The sequence below is a fragment of the Synechococcus sp. WH 7805 genome, assembly GCF_000153285.1.
Taxonomy (GTDB): domain Bacteria; phylum Cyanobacteriota; class Cyanobacteriia; order PCC-6307; family Cyanobiaceae; genus Synechococcus_C.
Genome location: NZ_CH724168.1, coordinates 1,361,845 through 1,374,720, shown reverse-complemented (window position 1 = coordinate 1,374,720; position 12,876 = coordinate 1,361,845). Strand labels below are relative to the sequence as shown.

The window sequence follows — 12,876 nt, the reverse complement described above, 5'->3', positions numbered from 1 at the left end:
AAACAACGGATCGACGCGCTCAGCGCAGGGAGTAAAGCGAAAGGAAAAAGGCAAATCCGAGGAGCAGGCCGCCAAAGATCAGAACATTTTTCTGTCCTGGGGTCAGTCGATTGACGCCCAGGCCGTAATTCAGGTTTTCCTCGAAGCCACTGGCCTTGGAGCGGGGGCCGATGTCTCGGAAGGCGCCGACCCTGCTGCGGCAAACGGGGCAACGGAAACTTGCCACATCCAGATCTTCGAAGGCGGTACCACTCGGAATCGCCAGCTTCTTCACCCCTTCATCGGGGTCGTACACATAGCCACAACTGCGGCATTCGAAGCGGTGGGTGCGCGGATCGCTTGCTTCGGCAAGGGTCTGTTCAGTAGGAGCCTGCGGGGCCTCGGCTTCAGAGTCCGCAGCTGCAACGTTGTCTGAGGCCTGTGATTCGTCGCTCACCGTCGCTCATCCGGGCTCGATCACTCTATCGGCGTGATCACAGCCAACGTCAGATGCTGCCTGCAAATGCCAGACTGACCCCCAGATCGGAGCCTATTGAATGTTTGTGCTTCCGGGATACGACGCCTTTCTCGGCTTTCTGCTGATCGCAGCAGCCGTACCGGTGCTGGCGTTGGTGACCAACAAACTGCTGGCTCCCCGTAGTCAGGCTGGAGAGCGACAGCTCACCTACGAGTCGGGTATGGAGCCGATCGGTGGTGCCTGGATTCAGTTCAACATTCGCTATTACATGTTTGCGCTGGTCTTCGTGATTTTCGATGTGGAGACCGTCTTTCTGTATCCCTGGGCTGTGGCTTTCCATCGCCTGGGCTTGCTGGCGTTCATCGAAGCGTTGATTTTCATTGCCATCCTTGTGGTGGCTCTCGCCTACGCCTGGCGCAAGGGCGCCTTGGAGTGGAGCTGACCCCATGACCTCTTCCACTGATCGTTCCGCCATGGCCGGAGACACCCCTTCCATTCAGGCTCTGCGCGATCTGCGCGAGGCCAGTTGCGGTCCAGTTGCAGGAGCTGCTGACGGTGCCCCCACGGTGACCCAGGACCTGAGTGAGAACGTGATTCTCACCAGCCTTGATGATCTGCACAACTGGGCCCGCTTGAGCAGCCTTTGGCCGCTTCTTTACGGCACGGCTTGCTGCTTCATTGAATTTGCGGCGCTGCTCGGGTCACGTTTCGATTTCGACCGTTTCGGGCTTGTGCCCCGCAGTTCACCGCGTCAGGCCGACCTGCTGATCGTGGCCGGCACGGTGACGATGAAGATGGCTCCGGCCCTGGTGAGGCTTTATGAGCAGATGCCTGAGCCCAAGTACGTGATTGCCATGGGTGCCTGCACGATCACCGGTGGAATGTTCAGTGCCGACTCCACAACGGCGGTGCGCGGTGTCGACAAACTCATCCCCGTTGATCTCTATATGCCGGGTTGCCCCCCCCGCCCGGAGGCCATCTTTGATGCGGTGATCAAATTGAGAAAGAAGGTGGCCAACGAATCCGTCGCCGATCGTCGTCAGCTCAAGCAGACCCACCGTTATTGCACCGTTGCCCACGCGATGACTCCAGTGGAGCCCATCGTCACGGGTGCCTATCTCCGTGCTGAAACCCAAGTGGCTGCTCTCCAACCCGGTGCAGGCCTGCCGATGCCTGCCTTGGAAACCGCTGACGCTGTTCAAACTTCTGAGCCCTCATGAGTACCACCCCTGACAAGCAAGCGAATGATGACGCTCCAGTCGCCGTGGCCCCTGCGCCTGGCCTGGTCAGCCAATGGCTGAGCCAGCAGGGCTTCGACCATGAAGTTCTTGAGCCCGATCACGTGGGTGTCGAGCAGATTGCTGTGGAAGCTCTGTTCTTGCCAGTGATCGCTGCGGCACTCAAGAGCCATGGATTCGATTACCTGCAATGCCAGGGCGGCTACGACGAAGGCCCCGGAGAGCGGCTGGTGTGCTTCTACCACCTGTTGGCGATGGCGGAAGTCACCGAAGGTGGCGCCAACCAGGTGCGCGAGGTGCGTTTGAAAGTGTTCCTGTCCCGTGAAGGGCAGCCCAGTGTTCCTAGTCTTTATGGGCTGTTTCGAGGTGCCGACTGGCAGGAGCGGGAAACCTTCGACATGTTCGGCATTCAGTTCGAAGGTCACCCTCATCCCAAACGCTTGCTCATGCCGGAAGACTGGACAGGATGGCCTCTGCGCAAGGACTATGTGCAGCCTGATTTCTACGAAATGCAGGACGCCTATTGATCAGCTGCTTGCTGAGCTGCTGATCCCTGAAGATCTTTCTTGTGTTTGCGATAGAAACGCATCACTGCCAGTGCCAGCGAACGTGGGTCGTGACGCAAGGTGGCTGTAGGCCTGCTTCCCTGTAATGGTGCCTCCATCACTTCGTACCCTTCGGAGATCAATTGCCGCCTGTTACAAACAACGGGGTCAGCGCCTCTGGATCGATAGTGAGCGATCAAGGGAGAATCCGCGATCGCTTCCTGGGCCAGTACCGCATCGAACAGTCGCTGGTTGATGCCAAGAGAGGCCAGCTGCGCTTCGATCGCTCGTAGGTGACCGCTCACATCGAGCCCATCGGTTTCTCCGGGCTGGGTCATCAGATTGCAGATGTAAAGCCTTGGGGCACGGCTGCGTTGAATCGCTGTCACCAGCTCGGGCACCAGCAGATTCGGAAGCAGTGAGGTGTACAAGCTCCCAGGTCCGAGCAGGATCAGATCCGCTTGGGCAATGGCCTCAAGGGCTCTCGGGAGAGCTGGTGGTCGTTCAGGTAAACAGCCCAGACGCACGATCGGATTCGGCGCTTTGCCAATCGCGGATTCGCCCTCAATGCGCCGCCCATCCTCAAGTTCCGCCCACAGCCGTACGTCGGCATTGGTGGCCGGTACCACCTGGCCCTGCACGGCCAGCACGCGGCTCGAGGCGGTGATGGCTGTCTCGAGATTGCCGGTAATCGCTGTCAGCGCAGAGAGAAAGAGGTTGCCGAAGCTGTGGCCTTCCAGTCCTGTTCCCGAGGAGAAGCGGTACTGAAACAGGCGCGTCAGCAGGGGCTCCTCCGTGGATAGAGCGGCAAGACAGTTGCGGATGTCTCCAGGCGGTTGCACCCCCAGTTCGCGGCGCAGCACGCCGCTGCTGCCTCCGTCGTCGGCCACCGTGACGATGGCGGTGATGTGGCTGCTGTAGCGCTTCAAACCGCTGAGCAGGGTGGACAAGCCAGTGCCACCACCGATGGCCACGATGTTTGGCCCCCGGTTCAACCGGCTCTTCGCGCGCAAGGCGTCGACAAGAACAGTGTCTTTTTCGGGAGCGAGAGCCTGCTGGATCGAACCGAAGCTGCGGCTCTGACCCCAGAGAAGCAGTCCGATCCCAGCAAGCAGCATGAGAGGACCCGTGATTCCCCGGGGTAGGACCCTGGTGATCCAGCCGAGCACTTCCTGAATGGCCCAGAGGGTCCAGTAGATCGGTTGCAGATCGGCCCATACGGCAGCACCGATGAGGGCCAGTACAAGCCCGATCCCTGAGGTGAGCAGCCAGCGTTTCACGACCAGTCCAGGCTGCAGCCAGCGCATCGCGCGGCGAGAGCGCAGCATCAGGTCGCGCTGCCGCTCAGCCTGCATGGCTCGGATGCGTTGACGGTTTCCGCGGCGTGAAGGACTGGTCAAATGCGATCCGTAGCGAGGGGTTCGCGTCCCTTGCGATCCCCAAACTGTACGGAAGCTGGCCCCAATGGCCATCCCTTCGTGTCGGACGCGGCAGGATGGTGGTTCATGCAACGCGGCCCTGACATGAGTCGGCCGAGCACCACCCCAGCAACAACGCCGACGCCCGTGGTGGAGTTGCGAGATCTCACCATGCAATGGGGCCCCAGGCCCGTGCTCGATCGTGTGTCGCTCACCATGAAGCCTGGCGAGCGGATTGCCGTTGTCGGTCCCTCCGGTGCCGGTAAATCCACGGTGTTGCGTCTCCTTGCTGGATTGCAGCTGCCAACGGGCGGTGAACTGAGCCTCTTCGGTGAACCGCAGACCTACCTGCGCCTCGATCAGCGTCGGCCTCCTGATGTGCGACTGGTGTTTCAGAACCCAGCCCTGCTGGCCTCCCTCACGGTCGAGGAAAATGTCGGTTTTTTGCTCACACGCCTGGGCCGTCTCAAGCAAGCTCAGATTCGAGAGCGGGTGCAGCAATGCCTTGAAGCCGTCGGCCTTCATGAAGTGGCCGACAAGTACCCAGGTCAGTTGAGCGGGGGCATGCAAAAAAGAGTGAGCTTTGCCCGGGCCCTGATCGATGATCCAGACCGGGAGGAAGGAGCCATGCCTCTGCTCCTTTACGACGAGCCCACTGCTGGTTTGGATCCAGTTGCTTCCACGCGGATTGAAGATCTGATTGTGAAAACCACCACGGTGGCTCGGGGCTGTTCTGTCGTTGTGAGCCACGTTCACAGCACGATCGAGCGCTCCGCTGAACGGATCGTGATGCTGTATGGCGGGCGCTTCCAGTGGGATGGAACTGTTGAGGAGTACCGCAATTCAGATAATCCCTACGTTGTGCAGTTCAGGACAGGTAATCTGCGCGGGCCGATGCAACCCTCCGACCACTAATCCATGCGCCGTAGTGTCCGCGAAGCCCTCGTCGGTTTTTCGATTGTTGGAGCGATCGCCGGATTTGCCGGCACCATGCTTTGGTTAAGGGGAGTGCGCTTGGGCTCTGAAACCTGGACGGTCCAAGCTGATTTCCAGAATGCAGGTGGTCTGGCTGACCGCTCTCCCGTTACGTTCAGGGGAATCACCGTGGGAACGGTGCGAGCGATTGAAGTCACTCCTCAGTCGGTAAGGGCCACGCTCGAAATCAACCAGGACTCCCTCAAACTTCCCCTGCCGGTTACGGCCATCGTGTCGGAGGCATCGTTGCTTGGTGGTGACGCCCAGGTTGCACTGAAAACCAAGGGCACCACGCTGCTCAAAGATGCACCGTCCCCCAAGTCGCGCGGGTGCAAAAACAGTGGGGTTCTATGCGACGGTGACACGATTCGCGGCCAGTCGGGAGCCACCCTCACGTCGGTCACCGCCAGTTTAGAGAAGCTGCTCGATCAAGCCCAGAAATCCAATCTGATCCCTGAACTGGTGAAATCCACGAAGCAGTTCGGGACGACCAGCCAGGACGCTTCCAAATTCCTCGACACCGCCGATGAGGCGGCCCAGAACGTGGATGCACTTGTGCAGCAACTTCGTGATGAGGTAGCCCGTGCTCAGCCCACGATCGACAACCTCAACCGGGCCACGGCCGAAGCTGCTTCAGCAGCGGCCAGCATCAATAACCTCGCTAAGGCGTTTGATAACCCTGAAACGGTCAGTGAGCTCAAGCAGACCGTGACCAACGCCAAGCAGCTCACGGCCCGCATTGATTCCGTGGGTGGAGACATTGAACAGCTCACAAAGGATCCTCAGTTCATGCAAGGCCTCCGCAGCGTGATGATCGGCCTCGGCGCCTTCTTCGATGAGGTCTATCCAGCCAGGACGGGCACCTCGAACTAACGGATCAGGGTCAGGTCACGGCATTGATGGCCTCCATGGCCACCGCTGCGATCGCTTGATCACTGGCTTTCGGTAGTTGGACGTATTTACCCCCAGCCGCTTCCGCCAGATCCTTGCCCATGCCGCTGCCGATGAATTTGCGCTCGGTGTCGATCACCAGCAGCTTGAGACCGAGCATTCGGTAACGGCTGGCCACATCGAGCACTTCCTGCTTGAGATCAGGCTTCTCGTCACCTTCAAGTTCCGGCTGGCCCAGAGAGGTGCTGAGGGGAACGTTGCCCCGCCCGTCAGTGATCGCCACCACCACCACCTGCCCGAGATCGCCCGTGGCCAGGGCATTGGCGCCGACGCGGGCCGCCTGGGTGAGGCCGTGGGCTAGCGGTGAACCACCGCCGCAGGGCATCGATTCCAGGCGCCGGCGGGCGGCTGTGATCGAGCGGGTGGGCGGCAGTAGCACTTCGGCCTGATCGCCGCGAAAGGGAATCAGGGCCACTTCATCGCGGTTTTCATAGGCTTCCGTGAGCAGACGGATCACGGCACCTTTGGCGCTCTGCATCCGGTTCAGAGCCATGGATCCGCTGGCATCTACCAGGAAGATCACCAAGGCTCCTGCTTGTCGCTGCAGCAGCTTGGCGCGCAGATCTGCCTCTTCCACAATCACGGTGCGATCCGGTTGGCGTGCCCGGCGTGCTTTTTGGTAGGGAGCAGCCGCTCGAAGCGTGGCATCGACGGCGATGCGCCGGACGGGACCGCGGGGGAGCATCGGTTTCACATAACGGCCACGGCTGTCACTGAGCACCACCGAACGGCTGCCACTGTTGCCGCTCTTGCTCTTAGCGGCGTTGAACAGCAGCAGGTCGGGATCGATCGCAATCGCCTCGGGATCCAGCATGAACTCTTCCGGCACTGATGGAGGTGCCTCGTCCTGCTCCGAGTCCTCGTCGTCGTTGTTGTCGTCGTCGCTGTCTTCTGGCGGATCGTTTTCGTCCTCGCCGGACCCCTCGGGTGGGGGAGGCGTGTCGTCGTTGGTCTGTTCACCGGAGTCCGGTGGCGGCGGAGTTTGATCGTCTGGTTGCTCGGGCGGTGGCGGTGGCTCCATCTGCTGATCCGGTGGTGGCAGCTGGGAGGCGCGTGGCGCAATCACCAGGGCCACCGCCACCTGCAGGTCGTCGGCTTCGACCTGATCGCGGCCACTGAGGGCCGCATGGGCCCTGGCCACGCGCACGGCATACAGCTCGGAGCGATGCCCTTCGACCCCACCGCGGATGGCTTCGGTGACCAGGTATTCGACCTGCTCGCGGCTGATCTGCACATCCGGGAGCCATTGCCGAGCCAGCAGCAGCTGGGTCGCCAGAGCGTCTGTTTCCTCTTTCCAACGCTCCGCGAAGCTGCGGCTGCACTGGCCATGACTGAGTACCGCGTTGGTGATTTCAACTCGCTGCTCGGTGCTCACCAACTGGTTGGCAGAGAGGGCGATTGCAAATCGGTCCAGTAGGTGATCACGAACGTTCCCTTCCTCTGGGTTGTACGTGGCAATCAACAGAGGCCGGCAGGGGTGGCGGAGGCTCAGGCCTTCGCGTTCCACCTGGTTCTCGCCGGCTCCCACTGCGGCCAAGAGGAGATTGACGATGCCGTCATCCAAAAGGTTCAGTTCGTCCACATACAGCACTCCCCTGTGGGCCTCGGCCAGAAGGCCAGGTTGAAACACAGGGCTGCCAGAGCTGAGAGAGGCGGTCACATCCACGGCACCCACGAGGCGATCCTCCGTGATGCCGAGAGGAACTTGAACGAACGGCGCCGGAATCACCCGTGAGGGTGGCTCAGTGCTCAGCTGCTCCCGGGTTGCTGCGTCCCATTCCTCCGCACGGCTGGGATCGAGGTTGCGCCCCGGGCCTGAGGCCAGTCCTGCCGCTTCTGGATCCAGCACGTCGATCGGAGGCAGGAGCGCATGCAGTCCCCGCGCCAGCACTGACTTGCCGGTGCCACGCCCCCCAGCGATGATCACGCCGCCCAGTCCTGGGTCCACGGCTGCCAGGAGCAAGGCGAGTTTGAGGGTGCCATGACCGGTGATGGCAGCCAGGGGAAAGGCGCGGCTGGCCTGATCGTCCTTCACCGCCACACTGCTTGCCACCATGAATGAGTTCAGCCCGTTCGTGAACTCCAGTCTCGCTGATGCCTGACATCGATCACGCACTTGTCGCTGTTGCACTTGGGGCCAATCGACCCAGTGCCGTGGGTTCGCCTCGAGAAACATTGGTGGCCGTTCAGCCGCTGTTAGAGGCTGAGCTTCGGCACTGGGGGAATCACGATTTGAGTTTTCGCTGGTCTGCCCTGCATGACACTGATCCTTTTGGCGGACCGCCTGGTCAGTCCCGTTACTGCAATGCGGTTCTTTTAGTGAAGGGACTCAACATGCGACCCACTGAAACGGCAGCTCTTGACCTCTTAGATCGCCTTCATCGTCTTGAGAATCGCTTTGGCAGGGATAGATCCAGCGAGGAACGTTGGGGCCCTCGCTCTTTGGATCTAGATTTTTTGTTTTGGGGTGAAATGAGGCTGAATCATGCTCGTCTTGTGTTGCCTCACCCTCGGCTTCACTTGCGTGCATTTGTTCTGGCACCCCTGCTGCAGGTTTTTCAATGAAGATCATTGCAAAATCGCTTATTTTCTCACTGAGTTAATGTAATGTCTAATTTTTTAACGTGCTCAATAATGTAAGTAAGCATGAATGATCTTGCTCTTCTTGAACAAGCCTATTTAAGTTTCAAGCGTCATGACTTTGAATCGGCATTGAGGCATTACCGGTCCTTGGCTGAGGCTGGGCGCTGCAATCAGAAAACATTGGATTTTTTCATTCGTTTATGTGAGGAACAATTAAATCAAGTTGATCATGTGCGTGGAAGCCCTTCCCTCCAGGTTGTTTCGTCAGGAAGTGAGTATCGATTGAAAGAGGTTGAGCGTATAAGGGCAAGTGCAATTTTTGATGAACGTTTCTACTCGAATTTGTATGGGCATAAGATCTCGTCGGGGATGTCCGCTCTCGAAGATTTTTGCTCTCGTGGCTGGAGGGCTCGTCGTGATCCGAATCCATTTTTTTCAGTCGCTCGCTATTTGCAGAAGGAAGAAAGTGTTGATCCATCGGGTAATCTTGTTAATCCATTGATCAATTATCTCGATAGTCAGTATGATTTAAAAAAGGCAAAGCATGCTGGTATTTTTGATTATTTTGAATATATCAATCACCCTCTGACAAGCCTTTGTTTTCCTTGCAAGACTGATGATCCAGAGAGTCTTGGGCATCCTTTAAAGATTCTCGTCGTCATTCATGCTTACTATCCGGAGAGTTTGGCGACAATTTTTCCTTCTTTGAGGCATATGCCTTGCCACTTTGATCTTGTTGTCACTGTTTGCTCTTGCGGTGATAAGGAAGTGGTAAAGGAGTATCTGGAAAAAGTTGATTTGCCGATTGATGTACTTGATATTAAGGTTTTGACCAATCTTGGTCGGGATCTATTGCCTTTTGTGCAGGTTATCAAGGGCTTAAAGCTTCAAAATAAAGCATATGATTTTGTTCTTAAATTACATACTAAGCGATCTGTTGCGTCCAGTAAAGGTAAAGAGTTTGGCGGAAAGTGGCTTGAAGGTAGTTTGTCTAATTTGTTGGGCTCGCCTGAGAACGTTAAATATATTTTATTGGAATTACTGCAGACGACTAACTGCGCTCTGGTGTCACCATTGATATCGCTTGACGTATTTCGATTTTGTAAATGGAAGAATAATCTTGCGCCGATATCTCATCTTTTAGATCGCTTTGGTGTTAGAGAAAGCCCTGAAGATTTTATTTGTTTCCCGGCTGGCTCTATGTTTTGGGTTGATTTTAAAGCGGCTGTCTTGATTGCATCGTGTTTTGAAGAGTCACGAGTGCCTCCTGAGCCTTTGCCGAGTAATGGTAGTTATTTGCACGCTTTCGAAAGGCTTGTTCCTTATATCCTTGAGTCCACTCAGAAAAGAATGCAATCCCATTGCAATCTTGACCTAGATCAACTAAGTCCGATCAACTTTAGTTCTTTGATTTCCTTTGAAAAGTTCGAAGAATGGATGACTAGTTCCATTCACCGGTTGGTTCAGTTGATGGCGACAGGTGGTTTCACTCGGAAGTTGCGTTTTACTGCGTATAAAAATTCATCGATCTCTTGTGTCGTGGTTGGTGGCGATCTTGAAAAAATCATGGCGACACTGATTTCGCTCTACTTTTCGAGATCGCTTATCGATTGTCACATTGTGGTTTACTCCTCCTCGCTTGCGTCTTGGGAAATTGAGGATTTGATGCATTTATTCCCTGGAATATCTTGTCAAAAAGAGATTTCAAGTGCTGATCCAGGAGAATGTTTTCTGGGCTTTTTGTCTCAATTGATGTCCGGTGGGGCTATGATTCTTCTGGCCGGTCAAATTGTCAATCCTGTTCAGTTCGGCCATATGCTTGCGCGCTTTTTTGAGGATAAGAGCCGGCTTTGTTCACTTCAATCCGATGATCGGAAGCGTGCAAATAGTGGATTTCCTATTCTGTTAGGTCGCTCTAGATTGTTCATAGAGCTATTGCAAAAGTTTAGCCTCGAAGGGGCTCAAGATTCCGACTTGATCAGTCTCTTGCGTCAATGCTCTTATCATGCTCAACAAGTGCGATCTGATGTATTTTGAAGTCGATTGTCCTACGAGCATGCCGTTGCATGAAGGTCTGTCTCTAACGAGCAATGTGGCCTTGGATGGTAGTGCCTCCATAAGAAGCGGGGCTGGCTCATTTCACGATCCCAGTCATTACTCTCAATACAAGGAATGCATGAATCTGGGCAGGCCGATCAGTGCAGATTGGTAGCCAAAGCCGATCAAAGTTTTCATGATGAGTAGCCATCATCGTTCACGGGGATCAGAGCCTCTGAGAATTTCTTGAGTCATTCCAGCGCTATTTGCAGTCGCCCGATCAGTTGGAACAGCTCAGACTCTTTCGTCTGGTTCTCGGTCTTGATGTTGCTTTTCATGCTCTTGGTGAAGAGCTCCAGTTGCGCGATCCAACAGCTGCTTCTTCCCCTGAGTCGCTTGAAGTGCGTGGTCAGCGGCAATCTCTTGGATCATTGTGCGTCCACTGAGTGATGGAATTTGTGTAGAACTACGGTCTACCCGGATCCTTGGCTTGCTTTTACTTTTGATCATCCAGCCACCTTTTAAGGCAAAACAACTGGCCTGAAATGATTTTCATGGATGTTGCGCCATAGGTAATCACTCGGTTGTCTCACCCGCCATGCTGGTATCCCTTCTTCCCTAACTCCATGGCACCGCTGCCAGCCCCCGAGCCCTTCGAGATGCTGGAAACCATCGAGATAATGCAGGCGCGCAAGATCCGGTTCGAGCGCAATCGCATCAAGCTGCCCATGGGCGTGGAGGGCACGTTTGGGCTGATCCGGCATCCGGGCGCATCCCTGGCGGTGCCGATCACCGATGCGGGCCGGGTCGTGCTCCTGCGTCAATACCGATTCGCCGTTCAGGCCCGCCTGCTGGAATTTCCCGCCGGCACCCTCGAGGATGGCGAGGATCCCCTGGAGTCGATGCAGCGCGAACTTGGAGAGGAAGCCGGCTACAGCGCTGCTCGCTGGGATTGCCTGGGTCCAATGTTGCCCTGCCCGGGCTATTCCGATGAGGTCATTCACTGTTTCCTGGCCCGGCAGCTCACCCCATTGCTGAACCCGCCGGCAGGGGATGCGGATGAGGATTTGGAGGTGTTGGAGATGACCCCGGCTGAGCTCGACGCGGCCCTGGCCTCCGGTGAGGAATGGCTCGATGGCAAGAGTGTTACAGCCTGGTTCCGTGCCAAACAACTTCTGGATCTGTGATGGCGTCAGCACGCACCCTTTTCTGGCACCGGCGTGATCTGCGACTGGCTGACAACACTGGCCTTCAGGCTGCTGTTGCTCTCGGTCCTGCCGTGACCGGGGTTTACGTCCTCGACCCGTCCATCATCACGCCACCTCCGCAGTTGCCGCCCATGGCCCCGGCACGGCTGTGGTTTTTGGTGGAGAGCCTGATCGAACTCCAGGAGCGCTGGCGCGAGGCGGGAAGTCGCCTGCTGGTGTTGCAGGGTGATCCGCTCACGTTGCTTCCCCAGCTGGCTGCGCTCCTGGACAGTTCCACCGTGGTGTGGAGCCGGGATGTGGAGCCTTACGCCCGCGAGCGTGACCGCGGAGTGGCGAAGGCTCTGCAGGCCGATGGACGCCAAGTGCTTGTGGATTGGGATCAGCTGTTGGTGGCTCCGGAGCTGCTGAAAACCGGCAATGGCGATCCCTATCGCGTCTATGGCCCCTTCCTGCGCAACTGGCGTGGGCAGGTGGAACGCCTGCGTCCCAGCACTGTGGCTGCGCCCACAGACCTCCAGGATCTGACAGCGGAGCAGCAGCAGGCGATCCGCTCCACGGAGACGGCGCTTGGCCGCCTGTGGGCGGATGGGCAGCAGGCTTTGCAGCGTCTGCAAACGGAGCATGGATTCGCCGGTATGGATCTCTGTCCTTGCCGTCCAGGTGAAGTGGCCGCTGTCGATCAGCTGGCCGTCTTCGCGGATGGTCCTCTGCTGGGTTACGAGCCCGATCGCAATTTTCCTGGCACCGCTGGCACCTCTGGTCTGAGTGCTGCACTCAGTGTGGGCACGCTGAGTCCGAGGCAGGCCTGGTGCGCGGCTCAGGCCGCTAAGGATCTGGCCCGTAGTGATGAACAGCGTCAAGCCATCGCCGTGTGGGAACAGGAGCTCGCCTGGCGTGAGTTCTACCAGCAGGCCCTGTTCCATTTCCCCGAGCTGGCCGATGGTCCTTACAGGGAACAGTGGCGCCGATTCCCCTGGGAGAACAACGAGGACTGGTTCGACTTCTGGAAGGACGGCCAGACTGGGATGCCGATCATTGACGCGGCCATGCGCCAGCTCCAGCAGAGCGGCTGGATGCACAACCGCTGTCGCATGATCGTGGCCTCATTCCTGGTGAAGGATCTGATCTGTGACTGGCGCTGGGGTGAGCGGGCCTTCATGGAGCTGGAAGTGGATGGCGATCTGGCCGCCAATAACGGCGGCTGGCAGTGGAGTGCCAGCAGTGGCATGGATCCCAAGCCCCTGCGCATCTTCAATCCCGCCACCCAAGCGTCCAAATTCGATGCCGATGGGGACTACATCCGCCGCTGGGTTCCAGAGCTGCGGCATGTGTCCACAAAAGATTTGCTCAGTGGTGAGATCGGTGCTCTGGAGCGCAGGGGTTACCCGGAACCACTGGTGAATCACAAGATTCAGCAGGCCAAATTCAAAGTGCTCTACGCCACCATCAAAGCCTGAAGCATCA

At 57.3% G+C, this 12,876-nt stretch carries 13 protein-coding genes; 9 read left to right on the top strand and 4 right to left on the bottom strand.

Features of this window, described 5'->3' with window-relative positions; genetic code table 11:
• Positions 1 to 19 precede the first annotated feature (19 nt).
• Positions 20 to 436 (bottom strand): rubredoxin, encoded by a 417-nt coding sequence (locus tag WH7805_RS07370; protein ID WP_006042403.1) that lies wholly within the window; start codon positions 434 to 436, stop codon positions 20 to 22.
• Between the two features lie 100 nt (positions 437 to 536).
• Here WH7805_RS07370 and ndhC point away from each other — a divergent pair, with 100 nt between their 5' ends.
• From ndhC to WH7805_RS07355, 3 genes are read left to right on the top strand one after another with little or no spacing between them, the layout of a single operon-like run.
• Positions 537 to 899 (top strand): photosynthetic/respiratory NAD(P)H-quinone oxidoreductase subunit C, encoded by a 363-nt coding sequence (ndhC, locus tag WH7805_RS07365; protein ID WP_006042402.1) that lies wholly within the window; start codon positions 537 to 539, stop codon positions 897 to 899.
• 31 nt (positions 900 to 930) lie between these two features.
• The gene (nuoB, locus tag WH7805_RS07360; protein WP_006042401.1) at positions 931 to 1,677 is read left to right on the top strand and encodes an NADH-quinone oxidoreductase subunit NuoB; all 747 of its coding nucleotides are present in this window, start codon (positions 931 to 933) and stop codon (positions 1,675 to 1,677) included.
• Positions 1,674 to 2,222, top strand: coding sequence for an NAD(P)H-quinone oxidoreductase subunit J (locus WH7805_RS07355; RefSeq protein WP_006042400.1), 549 nt, complete (start codon positions 1,674 to 1,676; stop codon positions 2,220 to 2,222). Before nuoB ends, WH7805_RS07355 begins: the two co-directional genes overlap by 4 nt.
• Here WH7805_RS07355 and yvcK read toward each other — a convergent pair.
• Positions 2,216 to 3,595: a gluconeogenesis factor YvcK family protein gene (gene yvcK / locus WH7805_RS07350; protein WP_006042399.1), complete on the bottom strand. Its 1,380-nt coding sequence runs from the start codon at positions 3,593 to 3,595 to the stop codon at positions 2,216 to 2,218. The genes WH7805_RS07355 and yvcK overlap by 7 nt on opposite strands.
• A gap of 168 nt (positions 3,596 to 3,763) precedes the next feature.
• Between yvcK and WH7805_RS07345 the strand changes: the two genes are divergently transcribed.
• Positions 3,764 to 4,573: an ABC transporter ATP-binding protein gene (locus WH7805_RS07345; RefSeq protein ID WP_006042397.1), complete on the top strand. Its 810-nt coding sequence runs from the start codon at positions 3,764 to 3,766 to the stop codon at positions 4,571 to 4,573.
• Positions 4,574 to 4,576: 3 nt separating this feature from the next.
• Positions 4,577 to 5,506 (top strand): MlaD family protein, encoded by a 930-nt coding sequence (locus WH7805_RS07340; RefSeq protein ID WP_006042396.1) that lies wholly within the window; start codon positions 4,577 to 4,579, stop codon positions 5,504 to 5,506.
• 10 nt (positions 5,507 to 5,516) lie between these two features.
• On the opposite strand, the gene WH7805_RS07335 is transcribed toward WH7805_RS07340, so the two are convergent.
• Positions 5,517 to 7,640 (bottom strand): putative cobaltochelatase, encoded by a 2,124-nt coding sequence (locus WH7805_RS07335; RefSeq protein WP_006042395.1) that lies wholly within the window; start codon positions 7,638 to 7,640, stop codon positions 5,517 to 5,519.
• Between the two features lie 38 nt (positions 7,641 to 7,678).
• Here WH7805_RS07335 and folK point away from each other — a divergent pair, with 38 nt between their 5' ends.
• Together folK and WH7805_RS07325 are read left to right on the top strand one after the other, a co-directional pair.
• Positions 7,679 to 8,149: a 2-amino-4-hydroxy-6-hydroxymethyldihydropteridine diphosphokinase gene (gene folK / locus WH7805_RS07330; protein ID WP_006042394.1), complete on the top strand. Its 471-nt coding sequence runs from the start codon at positions 7,679 to 7,681 to the stop codon at positions 8,147 to 8,149.
• An 81-nt stretch (positions 8,150 to 8,230) separates the two neighbouring features.
• Positions 8,231 to 10,204 carry a rhamnan synthesis F family protein gene (locus tag WH7805_RS07325; RefSeq protein WP_083773572.1) on the top strand — a complete coding sequence of 658 codons (1,974 nt, stop codon included), beginning with the start codon at positions 8,231 to 8,233 and terminating at the stop codon, positions 10,202 to 10,204.
• Positions 10,205 to 10,455: 251 nt separating this feature from the next.
• Here the strand turns inward: WH7805_RS07325 and WH7805_RS14400 are convergent, their stop codons facing one another.
• Positions 10,456 to 10,623, bottom strand: a complete 168-nt coding sequence (locus WH7805_RS14400; RefSeq protein ID WP_156783639.1) for a hypothetical protein — start codon at positions 10,621 to 10,623, stop codon at positions 10,456 to 10,458.
• A 207-nt stretch (positions 10,624 to 10,830) separates the two neighbouring features.
• On the opposite strand from WH7805_RS14400, the gene WH7805_RS07320 reads away from it, so the two are divergent.
• Together WH7805_RS07320 and WH7805_RS07315 are read left to right on the top strand one after the other, a co-directional pair.
• On the top strand, positions 10,831 to 11,391 hold the full coding sequence (locus WH7805_RS07320) for an NUDIX hydrolase (RefSeq protein ID WP_006042390.1): 561 nt from the start codon (positions 10,831 to 10,833) through the stop codon (positions 11,389 to 11,391).
• Positions 11,391 to 12,869 (top strand): FAD-binding domain-containing protein, encoded by a 1,479-nt coding sequence (locus WH7805_RS07315; RefSeq protein ID WP_006042389.1) that lies wholly within the window; start codon positions 11,391 to 11,393, stop codon positions 12,867 to 12,869. The genes WH7805_RS07320 and WH7805_RS07315 overlap by 1 nt, the downstream gene beginning before the upstream one ends.
• Positions 12,870 to 12,876 lie beyond the last annotated feature (7 nt).